The sequence below is a fragment of the Kribbella sp. NPDC051620 genome (genome assembly GCF_044453825.1).
Lineage (GTDB): Bacteria > Actinomycetota > Actinomycetes > Propionibacteriales > Kribbellaceae > Kribbella.
On record NZ_JBITDB010000005.1, the window covers coordinates 789,566 to 806,798 of the forward strand.

Below are 17,233 nucleotides of genomic sequence, written 5' to 3' on the forward strand. Positions count from 1 at the left end.
GCGGGTAGGACAGAGCAGGGTCCGATCTACGTTGGGGGATTGATGACAGTAGTGGGGTGGCGCGTGCGTGCGCGCCGGGCGGGATCGATGGCGGTACTAGCGGGTCTGCTGGGGACGGGGATGGCGGGGCCTGCAGCCGCGGATCCGGTGGGGACGAAGAAGCTCAATGGGGTGCGGTCGGAGCAGCCGCGGATCAGGGTGCTCGGGGCTTCGGCGGCGGGCACGCTCTATCAGGTGGGGCGGGTGGGCGACCCGACGCCGGCGACGACATGGGTCAAGCCTGTCGGCGCAGCGGCGTACGGGGTGGCTTTTGGGCGGCTCTCCGGGGACAAGGTCTACAGTCCGGGGCTGCAGACGAAGTACCAGGTGATCGGTGATCCGCTGGTCAGGACGTGCCCGGTTGGTACGCCGGAGCCGGCCGACGATGGTGGCGTCGACCAGTCGGATCTTGCGGTTCGCGCGGTGACGCCGTTCGGGTGGATCAGCGCGGACGGGCGGCGGGTCGATGTCTCCGCCAGCGGTTGCGTGGTCAGCTCGCCCGGCTATCCGGCTGGGAACCAGATCGTCGCGACCGGACCGGCCGGCTATCTGATCGCGCCGGGTGAGCCGACCGATGGGAAGATCACGGTCACCTACGTCCCGTACGCCGCGCCGTCCGCGCAGGTTGTGCTGGGCGAGGTGCCGGCGGGGAGTGTCTGGGCGTACTCGCTGTCCGCGACGCATGCCGGCTGGGCGCGCTTCAACCCGGCTACGGGTGGCAGCGAGATCTGGCTGGCGACGCTCGGGGCCGCTGATTCGGGGCATGCGATCGGCGAGGTATCGGGGCGCATTTCGCGAACTGCTGTTGCCGGTACGTCGGTCGGCTGGGACGTCTGCTCACTGGGCTCTGGAGACGACTGCACCTCGGGCTCGATTACTGCGGGCGGCGCCGCGACCTCGCTGGCCGGGACCAGGACGGTTGTCTCCAACGGGACCAAGTTCGTGTACGACGTACCGGGCGAGCCGGCCTCGATCGTGAAGGCTGTGGCTGTCAGCTCAACCGCGACCAAGGCGCGGGTACAGGCTGTTCAGCGGCTCGTGCCGGTCACGGGGGCGGTTGCGCTCGGCGCTGATCGGGTGTTCTACAGCGACGGGCGCGGCAAGGACACGCTGTATCAGCGCAGCTACAAGGTGGAGGCCGGTGCGATCAAGCTCGGTGCCGAGACCACGGTCGCACCGGTTGATCGGGCGACGCAGGTGACGACGGAGAACCGGAGTACGGCGTATCTCGACGCGCACGGCGATCTCCGGCTGATCTCGCCGAACGGAAGCCAGTCGCTGGTCTTCGTCTCGAACCAGGAAGGGTTGCGCGCTTCGCCGGACTACCCGATGAGCGTGAGCGGGCGATGGGTGCGGTGGACGCGGGAGCAGTACGCCGGACCGCCTTGTCAGAATGGGGTTTGCGAGGACCTCTACTCGGACCAGACCGCGATGCTGTACGACCAGGCGACCGGGACGAACACGGTGCTGGGCGAGGAGGACTTCCTGCCTGTTGCCGATGGCAAGCTTTATCACTACGACGACGACTTCGCGATCGTGCAGAAGGATCTGGCGACCGGGACGGAGCTGGTGATGCGGCCGGCGGGGTCGGAGCTGCCGGTGGTGGCGGATGCGGACTCGCAGTACCTGGTCTGGCTGAGCTACACGGATGCGGGCTATCGGATCGGTTACCGCAACTTGGCGACCGGGGTCGTGACCGAGGGCGTGGCGCTCGGCGGGGAGTTGGGGTTCGGGCAGCTCAAGGTGGGTGGGTCCAAGGCGGCGTACACGGTCCAGCAACCTGGGGATCCGGCGCTGCGTCAGGTGCGGGTTCTTGATCTGGTGACGGGTACGCCTAGCGCAGTTGGTGAAACGCGGCTCGGGTTCGATGTCTCTGGCAACGCGCTCGCGACGATCGGCGCGGACTGGACTGCACGCATCACACCGCTGGGCTAGATCTACACTCGTTCGGTGACCCACTGCCCTGCCCGGTACGACGAATCGCTGGGTATGTGGGTCGTCGACGAGCCGGATGAGGTCCGTGAGGTGTTGCTCGATCCGGCGACGTTTCGGCCGGACAATGCGGTGGTTGCTCACACTGCGTTGAGCGTAAAGGCACTGCGGGTGCTGCAAGGTGCCGGCTTCGCGTTGCCGCCGACGCTGGCGAACAACGCCGGGGCGTCGCATCGGCCGATCCGTGCCGCGGTCGCACGCTTCTTCAGCCCGGCGCGGGTTGCGGCTATCGAGCCGTTGACGCGTCGGCTGGTCTCCGAACGGGTCGAGGCGGCCCTGGTGGCATTGGAGTCCGGTCCGGTTGATCTGGTCGAGGCGGTTGCCGCGGAGCCGCCCGCGTTGGTGTTGCTGCATTTGCTCGGGTTGAACGATGTCGACGTACCGGAGCTGAAGGCGTGGAGCCGGGAGTCGCTCGAGTTGTTCTGGGGCTGGCCGGACGAGGACAGACAGTTGGAACTCGCGCACAGTGCGGCAGAGTTCTACGGATGGTTACGTCAGCGGGTAATCGATGCACGGCGGGTGCCCGGCGACGACCTGTTCGGTGTGCTGGTCGCGCTCGGGCTGAGCGATGAAGAGATCTGCGCAGTCGCCTACTTCCTGCTGATCGCCGGCCAGGAAACCACCACCCAACTCATCTCAACCGCTTTCCACCGCATACTCACCGCCGCCGCCCCGCCTGCGGCGGGGCGGGAGGAGGAGGAGGAGGAGAGGGTGGGCCGGCCGGCCGCAGAGGGGCGGGCCAGGGTAGTGGTGTCGACACCGGTGGTGGGGAGGCTGATGCGGCTGCTCTTGTTGAGTTGGTGTTGCGGGAGGCGTCTTCGGTGCCTGCCTGGCGGCGGGTTACGGCTGGGCCTGCCAGCGTTGGTGGGGTTGAGTTGCCTGCCGGGGCGCCCTTGCTGCTGGGGTTGTCGGGGCATGGTGGGCCGGCGGATTTGGCGTTCGGGGTTGGGGTTCATCGGTGTCTGGGGGCCGGGCTGGCTCGGTTGGAGGCTCGGGTTGCGGTGGAATGTGCCGCGCCGTTGCTGGCCGTAGTACGGGCGGTGGAGGCTGAGCTGCCGATGATCGAGTTGTTGTCGTTCCGGGCGCCTGCCCGGATGCTGGTGGCGAGCGCGATTACAGCCGAGCTGACCTGCACCGATACCCTTGACAAGTGACTGAGCATGAGCTGGTTCTGGTCGTCGACTTCGGGGCGCAGTACGCGCAGTTGATCGCGCGCCGGGTGCGCGAGGCCAATGTGTACTCCGAGATCGTGCCGTCGTCGATGGCGGTCGAGGAGATGCTGGCCCGCAAGCCGAAGGCGATCATCCTGTCCGGCGGACCCCAGTCGGTGTACGCCGAGGGCGCGCCGCGGGTCGAGTCGGGGCTGTTCGAGGCCGGGGTGCCCGCGTTCGGGATCTGCTACGGGTTCCAGGCGATGGCGCAGACGCTCGGCGGCGACGTCCGGCGTACGGGGCTGCGCGAGTTCGGCCGGACCCCGGTCACCGTCGGTGCGGCCGGGACGCTGCTGGCCGGTATCCCCGAGGACCTGAGCGTCTGGATGTCCCACGGTGACGCGGTGCACGCCGCGCCCGCCGGGTTCGACGTACTGGCCGCTTCCGAGGGTGCGCCGGTGGCAGCCTTCGAGGACCTGGACCGCAAGCTCGCCGGTGTGCAGTGGCACCCGGAGGTGCTGCACTCGCAGGCCGGGCAGGCCGTGCTCGAGCACTTCCTCTACGACATCGCCGGCTGCAAGGGCGACTGGACGACCACCAACCTGGTCGACGAGCAGGTCGAGCTGATCCGCAAGCAGGTCGGCGACAAGCAGGTGCTGTGCGCGCTGTCCGGCGGCGTCGACTCCGCCGTCGCGGCGGCCCTGGTGAGCAAGGCGATCGGCGACCAGCTCACCTGCGTGTACGTCGACCACGGCCTGCAGCGGGCCGGTGAGTCCGACCAGATCGAGAAGGACTTCGTCGCGGTCACCGGCACCCGGCTCGAGGTCGTCGACGCGGAGGACCAGTTCCTCGGTGCGCTGGCCGGTGTCACCGAGCCGGAGCAGAAGCGCAAGATCGTCGGCCGCGAGTTCATCCGCACGTTCGAGGCGACCGCCCGCAAGCTGGACGCCGAGCGGCACATCGAGTTCCTGGTCCAGGGCACCCTGTACCCGGACGTGGTCGAGTCCGGCGGTGGTACCGGCACGGCCAACATCAAGTCCCACCACAACGTCGGCGGGCTGCCGGACGACCTGCAGTTCTCGCTGATCGAGCCGCTGCGGACGCTGTTCAAGGACGAGGTCCGCGAGCTCGGTATCGCCCTCGGGCTGCCCGAGTCGCTGGTCTACCGGCACCCGTTCCCGGGGCCGGGCCTGTCGATCCGGATCATCGGCGAGGTCACCAAGGACCGGCTGGAGATCCTCCGCGCGGCCGACCTGATCGCCCGCACCGAGCTGACCGCGGCCGGCCTGGACCGCGACATCTGGCAGTTCCCGGTGGTGCTGCTCGCCGACGTCCGCTCGGTCGGCGTCCAGGGTGACGGCCGCACCTACGGCCACCCGGTCGTGCTGCGCCCGGTCACCAGCGAGGACGCGATGACGGCCGACTGGGCCCGCCTGCCGTACGAAGTACTGGAGAAGATCTCCACCCGGATCACCAACGAGGTGGACGAGATCAACCGCGTCACCCTCGACATCACCAGCAAGCCGCCGGGCACCATCGAGTGGGAGTAGTCCCCACCACGGTCCAGCTCATCGTCGTCCGCCACGGTCAGTCGACCTGGAACGCGGACGGCCGATGGGCCGGGCAAGCAGATCCACCGTTGAGCCGGCTCGGCAGGCGGCAAGCAGCCGAGCTGGCTCAACGCTGCCGGGACGCCGGAATCGGGGCGGTGAGCTGCTCCGACCTGAGTCCGGCACGAGAGACCGCCGCAATCGTCGCCAAGGCCCTGGGCCTCGCCGAGCCGGCGGAGTCAGCAGACCTGCGAGAACGGTGGAGCAGAACCCTCGCCGGCCTCACCGGCACCGAGATCGAGACCGCCTTTCCCGGCGCCCTGACAGCCTGGCGAGACGGCACCTCGACTGCCCTGCCGGGTGACAGCGAACCCTTGGAGCTGTTCAGCTCCCGAGTTCAGCGAGGCCTGAAGAGTGCTGCCGTTCTCGCGCCTGTGGTCCTCGTGGTCGCCCATGCAGGCGTCCTCCGGGCCGTGGCCGAACTCACGGCAACCGCGACAGCCGGTCGGCCTCTGAACGCGGACGGTCGGCGAATCGCCTTGGCGGGGGACCAGTTGACGGACGACGGACCGGCCTTCGGCAGCGTGTAGGACCCCGCGAGTCCGGCTGCCATGTGGTGGATTGCTGAGAGTTCCTGCAGAATTCGGGGGGATCGGTTGTGAGGCCGTGAGTCGAGACGCAGAGTAGGGATTGTGGGGACGTCTGTGGGTGGGGTGAGGCTGTCACGCCGTCGTTTGCTCGGATTCGGGGCAGCCGCGGTTGCCACGGGTGCGGCGATGGTCGCGACGTCGAACTCGGTCTCGGCGGACACCTACGGCTCGGGGCAGCTCGACCCGTGGGAGGGGCTGAACACCTCGATCTCGTCCGACGACCAGATCCGCCGGGTGATCGCGGCCGACGGCATCTTCCTGTTCGGCGACAGCATCATGGTCCAGGACGGCAACCACCTGGCCCGTCGGGTGCTCACGCTGACCCACAAGCCGATGGCCATGCACAACTGGGCCGGCCAGCCGACCGAGGCTGCGGTCGACGCGTTGGAACGCTGGAAGGCGAAGTACGGACTGCCGAGCCGGATCGTGATGGCAGTCGGCTCCAACGACATCTTCAAGCCCCCCGCCTTCGGCCCCCAGGTCGACCGGGCGATGCGAATCATCGGCCCGGCCCGCGAGGTCTTCTGGGTCAACGCCTACGTATGCCGCACCCGCGAGTCCGACCTGGCCCAACGGGCTGACCGCCGCAACACCAACTGGGTCAACCGCCAGTTAGACGACGCAGAACGCCGCTACCCCAACCTCCACGTAGTCCGCTGGGCCGAATTCATCGCCACCGTGAAGTCCACCCGCCACTACGTCCGAGACGGCGTCCACACCACAGTCCCCCTAGGCCAACGCTTCCGCGACGAACTAATCACCGACGCCCTGATGTCCAACCGCCAGGTCACTGGCTCCTAACCCGCTCCTGACGTCCACAGTCGCGGCATTCTCGCGGGGCTGTGGGCGTCCAAGTGGGGCATGAGCAAGCCAGGTTGTTTAGAGCGCGCTCGTCGCGAGCATGAGCGCCGTCGTTCCGCGAGAGGGCGTCTTCTAAGACAGCGACCGCCTGAGACTCGCCGGATGAGGGCACCCGGAACCCGGATCGAACTATGCTGCAAGGGCATGCAAGCTCCGATCCTTGGAAGAGGTGGCAGCCATGGCCTTACGCTTTGTCGGCGTCGACCCGAATACGCCGAACACCGGTTCTCCCACTGTGTGGGTGGACGATGCTGACGGCAGTCTCGTGATTCAGGGCTGGAAGATGGACGAGGCTGGGATGGCTGACGTCGCTGCGACGGGGCCGAAGTGGGAGACGATCCCGGACCACGAGACGGTACTGCGCCTGCCGGCCCGCATGGTGCCGATTCTGAAGGACGCGATCGGTGACAGCTGAGCCTGCGACGTACCGGTTGTTCCGTGAGGCTGAGCGGAGCGCGATGCATCTGGAGACCCGGGACAGCTATACCCCGGATGATCCGGACTGGATCGAGTGGCGAGCAGGCGGGCGCTTCAACCCGGCTGAGCGGTGGGCCGACTGGCACGACCTGATGAAGGAGACCACCGGCCGCGGCGTCCAGGTCCGTCGGGCCAGGATCGTCTCGGAGCCGATCAGCGACTACATCCGGTTCGAGTATGACGTCACCGCTGATCACAACGTGGCAGCCGGCGAGCTCGTGCGGTGGCTACCTCGGCATCGGACTGCGGGTCTGACCGTACCGCCGACCGACTACTGGGTGTTCGACGAGCGGATCGTCGTGTGGAACCACTTCGACGGGAACGGGGACTGGGTCGGGGAGGAACGTACCGACGACCCCGAGTTGGCGAAGCTGTGCGCGGCCGCGTTTGATTCAGTCTGGGAGCGAGCGATCCCGCATCAGGAGTACCGACCCAGCTGAACCAGAGGGGCACATCCCCAATTGCCGACACCACCTCCATACTCGGGCGCCCAGCAGGCCAGGCGTGACCTAGGCGCCCGTCTCGGTGAGATCCGGAGAACATCCGGGCTCACGGGACGGGCGCTCGCTGCGCGTTGCGGTTGGCATGAGTCGAAGGTGTCGCGGATTGAGGCCGGCAAGACGGCCCCGTCGGCCGAGGACCTGCGGGTGTGGGCCGACGAATGCGGTGCCGTCGAGCAGACCGCCGACCTGATCGCCTCGATGGAGACGATCGAGGGGATGTTCGTCGAGTGGCGACGGATGGAGAAGACCGGCCTCAAGCGGTCTCAGGAGTCCGTTCTGCCGCTGTGGGAGCGGACCCGACGCTTCCGCACTTACTCGCCGTGGCTTGTCCCGGGCGCTGTTCAGACCGCCAGCTACACGCGCGCGGTGTTGCGATCGTTCATGGAGCGCCGCAACCTCCCCGATGACGTCGAGGAGGCGGTGAAGGTGCGCACGGACCGGCTGCGGCTGCTGCACGAAGGCGGTCACACCTTCGCCGTACTGATCGAGGAGTCGGTCCTGCGCAATGTGATCGGCTCCGCGGACGCGATGGCCGGCCAGCTGGGACATCTGCTCACGATCGGGGAGCTGCCGTCGGTGTCGCTCGGGATCTTGCCGATGGGGATCGTGCGGAACGCGATCTGGCCGGTCGAGGACTTCTGGATCTTCGACGACGCCCAGGTCAGCGTCGAGCTGATCTCGGGATACCTGACCATCACTCAGCCGAGCGAGGTCGCGATGTACGCCGACGCGTTCGCGAGGCTCAACGAGCTCGCCGTCTTCGGCGCTCCCGCACGCCGCCTGATCACGGCCGCCATCGACGCCCTCGAATAGCCTGTGCAAGTTCGTGCAAGCACGTAGCTCCCGCGCAATTTGAGCCCGTACGGTCGCTCTACGGTTAGGGCGGCAGGCGAGCCCCGAGCACGCGCCGGGCGGTGCGTGGCTCTCTGCCCTGTCGTCCTAGCCCATCCACCGAGGCGGGTCCGCCGCCGGGCGAACAGGGGCGCAGGAGTTGATCGATGAGAGCGGATGGCTGGACAAGGTTCGGGGCATCCTGGCGAGCGGCCGGCCGGACGCCGAGATCGTCGGAGCAATCCGTGAGGTGATCTTGCCGCCACCCAGGCCGCAGCTTGAGGTCCGGCTGGACCACCGGCGGTGGCCGATCCTTTGCTCAAGCTCGGCGGGGGAGCGCAACGGCAACCCGGAAATGCCGTGACGGCGAAGCTGCCGGTCCGTGGAACGCCGGAGTACGAGTGGTACTGGACGTTCGGAATCTGCCGTGACCGGGGCAGGTGCGGGCGCCCGAAGGACGAGGAACACGAGGTGCACATCCAGTACGACGCCGGCAACGAGGTGCTCGACACGTGGTGGGATTCTTCGCACTACAGGCCCATCGAGCTCGTCAAGTAGACCTGGAGAGGTACCACCTGCTTTGGCGGGTATCCACCCAGGTTGGTTTCACTGCCGTCGGGCATGTAGCCAGTGACGATCTGAAGCCGGTCAGCGCCTGCGCTGGCTGCGAGCGGTTCAGTAGCAGGCCGCCCGCGCTCCCGTCGCTCCTCCCGAGCTCCTCAGCCCAGTACCGGCTCGGCGTGTTCGGGCGGCAACGGGCCTGCCTGCAGGCATGGTCACGGGTTGCATGTCCTCGCCGGTTTGGCTGCGAGGTGACGCGAAGCGTCACGAGCCCGGACGGGCGGGGCAAGTACGCCTTCGTTTGGAGGTGCCGAGGTGACGCGAAGCGTCACGAGGCAGTTCTCGTTCGTTGGAGGTGGCGAGGTGATGCGAAGCATCACGAGCCCAACGCCGGCTGGGCCGGGTTGTACTCCTTCGTTTGAAGGTAGCGAGGTGACGCGAAGCGTCACGAGCCCGGACGCGGCGGGCTAGTACTCCTTCATTTGGAGGTGCCGAGGTGACGCGAAGCGTCACGAGGCTGTTTTTCGTTGGTGGAAGGTGGCGAGGTAACGCGAAGCGTCACGAGCTGGTTATTGGTTGGTGAGTTGGGCCTCTAGGGCGTTTGCCTCTTCGGTGCGGCCTTGGGTTCGGAGGCGGTCTAGTAGGAGGTAGCCGGCGCGGTACCAGAAGTCGTCGCCGGGGTGGGTTGAGTTGAAGATTTCGCGGGGTAGGGCGTCGTCTGTGGTGCCGTGCTCGGCTATGAGGAGTTTGGCGTTGGTTAGTTGGGTGTTGAAGCTGCCCCGTTCGTAGTAGCTGGCTGCTTGGTGGGCCTTGGCTACCGCTGCGGCGGGGTCGCCCTTTTGGAGTTCCAGCATGGCTAGGTCCCAGTGGATGCCGGCCTGTTGGAAGATGACCGCCTCGTCGGCTGACGGCAGGGCATCGAGTACTGGTTGGGCCTTGGCCAGGAGTTCCGGTACCAGCGGGAAGTTGCCGCAGTAGCGGGCTGACTGGCCGGCGAGACGGATCGCCTGGACGTACTCGATCGGCTGCTCGGCGGCTTCGAAGTACTCGGCCGCGGCGACCAGCGCGTCGACAGCCTCCTCGTCGCGGTCAAGCCGTTCCAGCAGCATGCCTTCGTCCTTGCGGAGCAGGCCGAGCCAGTGCGGATGCGCCTCCTCGGGAGCGTCGGTGAGCTGGGCGCGGACCTTGGCCAGCGCGGCGTCCAGTTCGCCGAGGGCGCGGTAGGCGTCGACCAGTACGCCGCGCGCGTCGGCCAGGGTCCAGGCGAAGTCGGGCTCGCTCTCCAGTACCGGCGAGGCCTCTTCGGCCGTCTCGGCTGCCTCCAGCGGGCGGCCGGACATGAGGTAGGCGCGGGCCAGGTCGACCTGGCCGAAGGCGACGTGCGGCTGCGAGACCGGGAGGCCGGCCGCGATCGCGATCGCCTCTTCCAGATCGTCGACAGCCTCCGCTGCGCGATCCAGTTTGGTTCGGACCCGGCCGCGTTGGCGGTAGGCCACCGACCGCGCCACGTCGTCGCTAGCGGTCACGCCGACAGTCGCAGCTGCCTCGGCTTCTTCCAGCCGGTCCAGTTGGACCAGGAGGTTGCTGAGGAGGATCGATGAGCTGGCCAGTTGGTCGGCGTCGGTCTCGGGGAGCTGGCGGGCGGCCTCCAGTTCGGCGACGGCATCTTCGAAGCGGCCGGCCTGGGCGTACAGCGTGGCCAGCGAGTCCTGCCAGCCCGCGCGGCGGCGGGGTTCGTCGTTGGCGATCAGCCAGCGCATCGGCTGCTCGCCGGTGGCGAGGGCCTCTTCGATCTGGCCTTGGTGGCCTAGCATCCGGGCGATCCGCGCACGGTTGCGCAGGAGCCGGGCTTCTTCGCCGAGGTCGGCGTAGAGCGCCAGGGCGGTGCGCCACGACTCCAGAGCAAACTCTGGGTTGTCCTGGGAGGTCAGGCCTTGGAGGTCCAGGAGGCGGGCCCGGTCGAGCGGAGTGCGAGCTTCCTCGGGGACCTCGGCTTCGAACGACTTGTAAGCGGCGATGGCTTCGTCGCGGTGATAGCGGTGCCAGGCCTCTTCGGCGTGGTCCAGCCATTCGCTGCCCTGGGCAACGACCGCGGGCTGGAAGGGTTCCGCCTGCTGTGGTTCGGGTTTGGTTTGGGACCGGGCCCGAGCGCGGCGGGCTGTCTCGGACAACGGTAGGTACTCGACCCAGGGCTCAGCCGTGAGTACGGACTGGATGACCTCGCTCTGATGCGTGGTCCCGTTGCGCTCGTCGAAACGGGCCGCGAGGCCGAGTGCCCGGTCAGCCAGTTCCTCGGCGAGCTGAGATGCCGGTACGTCGTCGCCCTGCGGCCGCCGGATCATCAGCGAGCCGACTCGTCGCAGGGCCAGCGACGCGGCCGCGGCGAAGTTCATCTCGGCCAGCGTGGTCGGCGGGTCGTCGAGGTCGGCCAGATGCCGCTCGACCAGCTCGATTGCCTTTGTTTCGTTGCCGGTTCGGGCAAGGAAGACGACGTGGTCGGCGTAGGCCTTCAGCTCGCCGGGGAGGTTGCGGAGCGCCCGGTACGACCGGCGATGGGCGTCGACCGCTTCCGAATACATGCCCTCGGCAACATAAGCCGGGAGCAACGCGGTCAGCATCTGCTGGGGTTGCTCGTTGCAGGTCAGCGTTCCGTCCAGTACGCCGACAGCGAGCGCCACCGCGTCGGCCGGCCAACCGATGTCGATCAGGTGGCTGACCTTCGAGGTCGGATCGCACCCGACGCAGTCCGACAACGAGTCGCGCGGAGCAGTCGACCAGAGCCGGTACTGCTCGGCCGCCGTCTCGGCATCACCGACATGACTGGCGACCAGCCACCGGTACTGGTGCACCGCATGCATGCTGTGCCCGCCCGTGCGCCACCGCCGCTCCATGTCGTCCAGTACGCCGTACGTCTGCGCCAGCGGCACCTCGGGGAACTGGCTCAACGTGCTCGGCGCGTACTTGAACGTCCACAGGAAGGTATGCGTGTGATCGCTGTACCGCTCCGGCTCCGCATCCCAGTCGGCCACGCACCGCGCGAACGGCACCAGCGACTTCCGCGCCTCGCCACCCATCACGTACGCCGTGACCAGGCTGAGCCGCGAGTAGAACGACAGCTCCCGGTTCTCGGCCGCGTCGGCCCGGCGGACGACATCCTCCAGCAACGAAGACCGTGCTTTCCCGTACGGCGTACTCTCCGCCCGCTGCAGCCGATCGACCAGGTCATCACTCATCGCGGGTCCTCCTGCGAGGGAACAGCCTGGTCGAGCAGGCCGAGGAAGGAGCGGTTCACCAGGGCGGAGTCCGCGGGGCCGATCGGGTGGTAGCCGAGCATCAACGCGTGCCCGTACAGGCCTTCCACGGCCAGCCGGGTCAGCTCGGACTGCCCTGTCTCGGAATGGGTCAACGAGACCATCCGGCGTACCAGCGGGCTGCGGTGGTTGAGCACGAGTTGCGGCCGGCTGTCGTCATGCGTGTCGAGCGCGCCGAGCACCTCGGCCCACAACGCGTCCGCCTTGCTCTTCGTACTGCGAAGCTCAGCGGCGAACTGTGCCGACCGGTCGACCAGGTAGATCGCGGGCAACCCGGCCGGGTCGAAGGCGCGCACCACGACCTCACACCCGACAGCGTCCAACGCATCCTGGGCAAGGCGAACGAACGGCCGCAACGCCAGCTCCGTCGCCGGATCCAGGCTGTCGAAGCTGGTCGACAGCTCGGTCGGGTCGAAGCGGCTCGTGGTCAGGTCCGGGACGACGTCGGGCAGCCGTTCGAGCAGTTCGCTGTCGTAGGTGTAGCCGCCGTTGACGACGGTGAGCTGCTGCGCGGCGGCGACGGCCGCGAGCTGACGGAACTCCTCGATCGTCGCGACATAACGGATCTCGCCGTGCCGTTCGTGCAGCTCGGCGGCGGTCATCCGGCCCTGGTTGGTCTCGAACCGCAGCCACCGGTAGACCAGCCGGAGCATCTCGTCGTCGTGCAGCGCGAGTGCCTTCACCCCGAGCTGGTGGATGCCGAGGAACCGGTCCAGCTTCTGCGGATCAGTACTGCCGAGCCGGACCAGCCAGCCGCGCAGCTGAGCGCCGAGCGCTCCCCGGGTCGCCTCGAGGTTTCCGTCGTCGAACAGGGCCTCCCGGCTCGCGGTCGGTCGCAGCTCGGAGGTGTCGATGACGGCGCGGACGAAGAACGCCCAGTCGGGCAGCAGCCCCTCGACACCTTCCGCGAGCAGCATCCGCTTGAGGTAGACGCGATGGGTCGCGCGCTCGGCCGGGTTGGCGGGGAAGGGCAGCACGAAGGCGACACCGGTCAGCCCGGCGGCCGGGATGTTGAGTGGAATGACATCGAAGGGGGTGAACCCCAACTTGTCCTGCGCGTATCCGACCAGCTCCGCGCGTTGCGTAGTACCGGTTGCTTCCCAGGGGGCGCGGCCGTCGGTGACGCGCTCGCCGTTGACCTTGATCTCCAACGGGAGCAGGGCTCCGAAGAGGCGGATCAACTCGATCACGGTGGCTTGCTTGTACCACTGCTCGGCGCCGCGTCTCGCGGTCAGCGTGACGGTGGTGCCGACGTCGTCGCGCGGGGTGGTCTCCTGGAGCGAGTAGCTGCCGTCCGCCGTACCGATCCAGAGCGTGGTGGGGCCGTCGACCGGGCGGGTGACCACCTCGATCTGCTCGGCCACCATGAACGCCGACAGCAGCCCGATCCCGAACTGGCCGAGGAACTCGGTCCGCGCGAAGCCGATCTCGTCCCGCTTGGAGCTCCGGCCGATCGTCGCGAGCAGCTCGGTCACCTGGCCGGGATGCAGGCCGATCCCGGAGTCGCTGACGCTGATCCGCCGGTCATCGACCTGTACGTCGATCCGCCCCGGCGCGCCGGCGTCGACGGCCCGGCGCGCGGTGATCGCGTCGACGGCGTTCTGCAGCAGCTCCCGCAGATAGACCCGCGGACTGCTGTACAGGTGATTGCTCAGCAGATCGACGACCCCGTGCAGATCGACCTGAAACTTCTCGCTACCCATCCCCACCCTTTCGATCGCCACCCCCCAGTGGCTCCCGTACAAGCTACCGGCATTCGCAGTTCATCTCCGAGTTGGTGACGAAGCGTGGCCGGGGCCGTACCTTGAGAAGCAGGGGGCGAGCCTGGGGAGGGCTGATGGTGCTCACGGTGGGGACATTCAATCTGAACAACCTGTTCGACCGGTGGAACTTCGCCGGCGCGGTCGAGGTGCTGGCGGCCGGGACGAGTTCGGTGCCGGCGACGTACACGTTCGACAACGAGGACCGGCGGCGGCTGCAGCTGGACGGGCACGGGAAGCTGCTGGTCGCGAAGCCGCCCGCGGACACCGCCCGGATCGCCGAGCGGCTGCTCGCGGCGGATGTCGACGTCTGGGTCGTGCAGGAGATCGAGAACGTCGACGTACTGCGGGAGTTCAACCGCGAGCATCTCGGCGGGGCGTACGAGCACGTGATGGTGATCGACGGCAACGACTCGGTCCGGTTCATCGACATCGGGATCCTGTCGCGGCGGCCGCTCGGCGGGGTGACGAGTTATCAGCGGGTCTTCCATCCCGACGTACCGGACCGGCCGATCTTCTCCCGCGACCTGGTCGAGGTGGAGATCCTGGACGCTCGCGGGCGCCGGATTCTGACGATCTTCGGTACGCACCTGAAGTCGAAGTTCGTCGACTTCACCGTGGCCGACCCGGTCGCGGCGGCCGCGGCGGCCCAACTGCTGCGGCAGCGGCAGGCCGAGACGATCACCCGGATCATCGCGGCCCGTACGTCGAGCCGCCAGCGTTATCTCCTCTGCGGGGACATGAACGACACGCCTGACTCGCCGGCGCTGGTGGCCTACGAGCAGGCCGGGCTGGTCAGTGCCCTTCTGTCGCCGACTGAGGTGGGGACGGTGAAGACGACGGTCGAGCTGCCCTCGAGCCCCGCGTGGACTTCTACCTTCAAGGAGACCGGTCAGCCGCGATCCTTCGACCTGATCGACCAGATCTGGCTGTCACCCGCCCTCGCCCCATGGTTGACCGGCGCTTTCATCGGGCGTCGCAAGAAGCTCGCCCGTGACGGAACGGACCACGACCCAGCCTGGATCACGCTCGACCTCTAGTCTCTTGGGGGTGGACCTCGAACTGTTGATCGCGCAGGTGGACCGGCTGGTGTTCGGTGCGGATCCGGCGCTGGCGCTGGAGCCGTTCGGGCGGGCGGTCGCGGCGTACGACGCCGAGCCGGATCCGGAGCAGCTCGACAGCTTGCTGACCACTTTCGGGTACGTCGTGCTGCAGTTCGACGAGTATTCAGGGTTGCCGCTCGACCGGACGCTGGACCTGCTCGACGATCTGGAGCGGCGTCATCGGGCGGCTGGCAACAGTCTGCGGATCGTGCACTTCTGCCGGTGGCTGGTCGCCCGGCATCTCGGTGATGCATCGGTGGCGGAAGAGCAGTACCAGGCGTGCCTGGCCGCTGAGCGGGACGACTTCGCTTGGTGTGAAGGCTGTGAGCAGATCTACCAGGTCCGGCATCTGATCGAGACCGGCCGCGCTGTCGAGGCCGTTGCCGTGACCGAGGCAGCCTTCGCCTCGCCGGTTGATGGTTGCCATCAGCAACCACAGGCGCTGCTGGCGGCGGCGCTGCCGGCGTACGTCGCGGTCGGCGATCTCGAGGGGGCCGCCGATGCTCATCGGGTGGCTTACCGGTTGGTGCGCGACGACCCCGACGAGTTGTTCGCGCATGCGCAGCACATCAGGTTCTGCGTGCTGACCGGGAACGCCGAGCGGGCTCGGGAGCTCGTGCAGCGGCATTCGTCCGGCCTCGAGGCCAGTGTCTCGCAGGCCGATGCGCTGGCCTTCTGCACCGCGGCTGGGCGGGTCGACGAATCCTTCGCCGAGCAGGCGTGGAAGCTGGCGGCGGCGTTCGACGCCAGGAACGGCAACCGGCACCAGAGCGAGCTCACCCGATCGCTGCTGGCCGAGCGACCGTGGGTGACTTCGCTGGAGCTGTTCGGCGATGGTGGTTGCGCTGAGCAACTCGCCGCGGTCGCTGCCCGGCCGGACGACCCGGTGGCCGGCTGGGCGCTCGCCAAGGCGCGGATCGAGATGGCGCATCGGATGCACCTTCAGGAGCGCAACTTGGAGGCTGCGGAGATCGGCGAGCAGGTGCTTGCCATGCTGACTGACTCGGGTGTTGGTGAGCTGGCCGAGGCGGACAGCTTGCGGGTACTACGCAATGTGCTGTTCGCCGCGTACCTGGACCTCAATGAGCCAGCGGCCGCGTTGCCCCAGGCTGAGCTGGTCCTTGCTGACGCACCGCCTGATGCCGGCTCGGATTGGCTGGGCATGGTCCTGCGCAAGAAGGGTGAGCTACTCGAACAGCTTGACCAGGACTCCGAGGCTGTTGATGCACTGGTGGCCGCGGCCGAGCAGTACGCGCTGGCTGGGGAGCTGCATGACCAGGTGGCCGCGCTGCGGCTTGCTGCGCAGTCGGCGCGCTATACCGGTTCGTTGGACCAAGCGGAGGGGTTGCTCGACGAGGCCCGGGCTGTGGTCGACGAGTTGCCTGCGGATGACCTGCGGAGCCCGACGAGCGATGCGGTGGTGCACTGGGAGCTGGCGCTGGTACGGGACATGCAGGGACGGTTGCTGGAAGCGATCGAGCTGGCCAAGGTGTCGGCCGGCCTGTATGAGTCGGTTGGGCAGCTGGAGAGTGCCTCGAATGCACGTGACTACATCGCTGATCGGCAGGAGCGGCTCAGGGCGTCCGGGTCCTGAGGGACTCGATGCCGTCCAGCAGGCGGTCCAGGCCGAAGCGGTAGGACTCGTCGGCGGCCTCGCGGGTGCCGTCGCCGTAGCCCTTGGCGTTCCAGATCGCCGTCATCGTCGGGTGGCGGTCCTGGTCGAAGTACGTCTCCCAGAGGTCCCAGCGCTCGGTCCACCAGGCGTCGTGGCTCTGGCCGGTCTGTCGCTCCAACTGGTCGCTCTCCGCCTCCAGGCCGGCTGCAGAGTCGATGTACGTCGTGATGGCGAGGGCTGCCGTGTTGGTCTGACGGGGGGAGAGGCCTAGTACTGCGCAGGCGGACAGCAGGTACTCGCGAGCGGCCAGCATGCCGGGGCCGACTGGTGGGCGGATGGTGGAGATGCTGGCCAGCCAGGGATGCCGGTGGAACATGGCGCGGGTCTGTTCGGAGTACAGGTTGATCTGGTCGCGCCAGCCGGTCGGGCGTGGCTCGCCGGGGGCGGGGAGGTCGCGCTCGGCCAGGACCTGGTCGACCATCAGGTCGAGCAGCTCCTCCTTGGAGGGGACATAGGTGTAGAGCGTCATGGTGCCGACGCCGAGTGCCTTGGCGACACCGCTCATCGAGGCGGCGGCCAGGCCTTGCTCGTCGGCCAGCGCGATGCCTGCGTCGACGACCTTGTCGAGGTCGAGGGTGGGGCGGCGGCCGAGCTTGGTCTGCTGGCTCGGCTGGGCCGGCTTGTGGTTGCGCCAGAGCAGGGCCAAGGTGCGGTCGGCCGAACCGCCACCGCTGTGCCGTACCGCCACTGTCGCCTCCCCGTTTCCTGCCGTCGAGGAACTTTCTCATATGCGCCCGCTTGCTATTCTCGTATAGCCTACGGGAATCGA

16 protein-coding genes are annotated in these 17,233 nt (G+C 67.9%); 13 read left to right on the forward strand and 3 right to left on the reverse strand.

Annotated features, from left to right (window positions below):
* The first annotated feature begins 87 nt into the window (after positions 1-87).
* The 11 genes from ACIA12_RS28485 to ACIA12_RS28535 all read left to right on the forward strand — a co-directional run bounded on the left by ACIA12_RS28485 (position 88) and on the right by ACIA12_RS28535 (position 8,612).
* Positions 88-1,974, forward strand: a complete 1,887-nt coding sequence (locus tag ACIA12_RS28485) for a hypothetical protein (RefSeq protein ID WP_396370118.1) — start codon at positions 88-90, stop codon at positions 1,972-1,974.
* A 90-nt stretch (positions 1,975-2,064) separates the two neighbouring features.
* Positions 2,065-3,063, forward strand: a complete 999-nt coding sequence (locus ACIA12_RS28490) for a hypothetical protein (RefSeq protein WP_396370119.1) — start codon at positions 2,065-2,067, stop codon at positions 3,061-3,063.
* Entirely contained in the window at positions 3,033-3,185 is a 153-nt protein-coding gene (locus ACIA12_RS28495; protein WP_396370120.1) for a hypothetical protein, read from the forward strand. Before ACIA12_RS28490 ends, ACIA12_RS28495 begins: the two co-directional genes overlap by 31 nt.
* Entirely contained in the window at positions 3,182-4,732 is a 1,551-nt protein-coding gene (gene guaA / locus ACIA12_RS28500; RefSeq protein WP_396370121.1) for a glutamine-hydrolyzing GMP synthase, read from the forward strand. Before ACIA12_RS28495 ends, guaA begins: the two co-directional genes overlap by 4 nt.
* Positions 4,723-5,322, forward strand: coding sequence for a histidine phosphatase family protein (locus tag ACIA12_RS28505; RefSeq protein WP_396370122.1), 600 nt, complete (start codon positions 4,723-4,725; stop codon positions 5,320-5,322). The genes guaA and ACIA12_RS28505 overlap by 10 nt, the downstream gene beginning before the upstream one ends.
* Before the next feature lie 186 nt (positions 5,323-5,508).
* Positions 5,509-6,183 carry a hypothetical protein gene (locus tag ACIA12_RS28510; RefSeq protein ID WP_396370123.1) on the forward strand — a complete coding sequence of 225 codons (675 nt, stop codon included), beginning with the start codon at positions 5,509-5,511 and terminating at the stop codon, positions 6,181-6,183.
* A 238-nt stretch (positions 6,184-6,421) separates the two neighbouring features.
* Positions 6,422-6,658: a hypothetical protein gene (locus ACIA12_RS28515; protein WP_396370124.1), complete on the forward strand. Its 237-nt coding sequence runs from the start codon at positions 6,422-6,424 to the stop codon at positions 6,656-6,658.
* Positions 6,648-7,160, forward strand: coding sequence for a DUF6879 family protein (locus ACIA12_RS28520; protein ID WP_396370125.1), 513 nt, complete (start codon positions 6,648-6,650; stop codon positions 7,158-7,160). Before ACIA12_RS28515 ends, ACIA12_RS28520 begins: the two co-directional genes overlap by 11 nt.
* 21 nt (positions 7,161-7,181) lie before the next feature.
* A complete protein-coding gene (locus tag ACIA12_RS28525; protein WP_396370126.1) occupies positions 7,182-8,036 on the forward strand; it encodes a helix-turn-helix domain-containing protein in 855 nt (284 codons plus the stop codon).
* Between the two features lie 178 nt (positions 8,037-8,214).
* Positions 8,215-8,418: a hypothetical protein gene (locus tag ACIA12_RS28530; protein ID WP_396370127.1), complete on the forward strand. Its 204-nt coding sequence runs from the start codon at positions 8,215-8,217 to the stop codon at positions 8,416-8,418.
* Positions 8,415-8,612: a hypothetical protein gene (locus ACIA12_RS28535; RefSeq protein ID WP_396370128.1), complete on the forward strand. Its 198-nt coding sequence runs from the start codon at positions 8,415-8,417 to the stop codon at positions 8,610-8,612. Before ACIA12_RS28530 ends, ACIA12_RS28535 begins: the two co-directional genes overlap by 4 nt.
* A gap of 572 nt (positions 8,613-9,184) precedes the next feature.
* Here the strand turns inward: ACIA12_RS28535 and ACIA12_RS28540 are convergent.
* Both ACIA12_RS28540 and ACIA12_RS28545 read right to left on the reverse strand, forming a co-directional pair.
* Complete coding sequence (locus ACIA12_RS28540; protein ID WP_396370129.1) at positions 9,185-11,848, reverse strand: tetratricopeptide repeat protein; 2,664 nt, start codon at positions 11,846-11,848, stop codon at positions 9,185-9,187.
* Complete coding sequence (locus tag ACIA12_RS28545; RefSeq protein ID WP_396370130.1) at positions 11,845-13,629, reverse strand: HSP90 family protein; 1,785 nt, start codon at positions 13,627-13,629, stop codon at positions 11,845-11,847. Before ACIA12_RS28545 ends, ACIA12_RS28540 begins: the two co-directional genes overlap by 4 nt.
* A 146-nt stretch (positions 13,630-13,775) precedes the next feature.
* Here ACIA12_RS28545 and ACIA12_RS28550 point away from each other — a divergent pair, with 146 nt between their 5' ends.
* Both ACIA12_RS28550 and ACIA12_RS28555 read left to right on the forward strand, forming a co-directional pair.
* Positions 13,776-14,726: an endonuclease/exonuclease/phosphatase family protein gene (locus tag ACIA12_RS28550; RefSeq protein WP_396370131.1), complete on the forward strand. Its 951-nt coding sequence runs from the start codon at positions 13,776-13,778 to the stop codon at positions 14,724-14,726.
* Between the two features lie 10 nt (positions 14,727-14,736).
* On the forward strand, positions 14,737-16,383 hold the full coding sequence (locus tag ACIA12_RS28555; RefSeq protein WP_396370132.1) for a hypothetical protein: 1,647 nt from the start codon (positions 14,737-14,739) through the stop codon (positions 16,381-16,383).
* Here ACIA12_RS28555 and ACIA12_RS28560 read toward each other — a convergent pair.
* The gene (locus ACIA12_RS28560; protein ID WP_396370133.1) at positions 16,364-17,152 is read right to left on the reverse strand and encodes a TetR/AcrR family transcriptional regulator; all 789 of its coding nucleotides are present in this window, start codon (positions 17,150-17,152) and stop codon (positions 16,364-16,366) included. The two genes, ACIA12_RS28555 and ACIA12_RS28560, sit on opposite strands and share 20 nt — an antisense overlap.
* Positions 17,153-17,233: the final 81 nt, after the last annotated feature.

What these genes read in the sequence shown, in the direction of transcription:
- ACIA12_RS28485 (WP_396370118.1), top strand. Translation starts at nt 88, where the DNA reads ATGGCGGTACTAGCGGGTCTGCTGGGGACGGGGATGGCGGGGCCTGCA.
- ACIA12_RS28510 (WP_396370123.1), top strand. Translation starts at nt 5,509, where the DNA reads ATGGTCGCGACGTCGAACTCGGTCTCGGCGGACACCTACGGCTCGGGG.
- ACIA12_RS28515 (WP_396370124.1), top strand. Translation starts at nt 6,422, where the DNA reads ATGGCCTTACGCTTTGTCGGCGTCGACCCGAATACGCCGAACACCGGT.
- ACIA12_RS28540 (WP_396370129.1), bottom strand. Translation starts at nt 11,848, where the DNA reads ATGAGTGATGACCTGGTCGATCGGCTGCAGCGGGCGGAGAGTACGCCG.
- ACIA12_RS28545 (WP_396370130.1), bottom strand. Translation starts at nt 13,629, where the DNA reads ATGGGTAGCGAGAAGTTTCAGGTCGATCTGCACGGGGTCGTCGATCTG.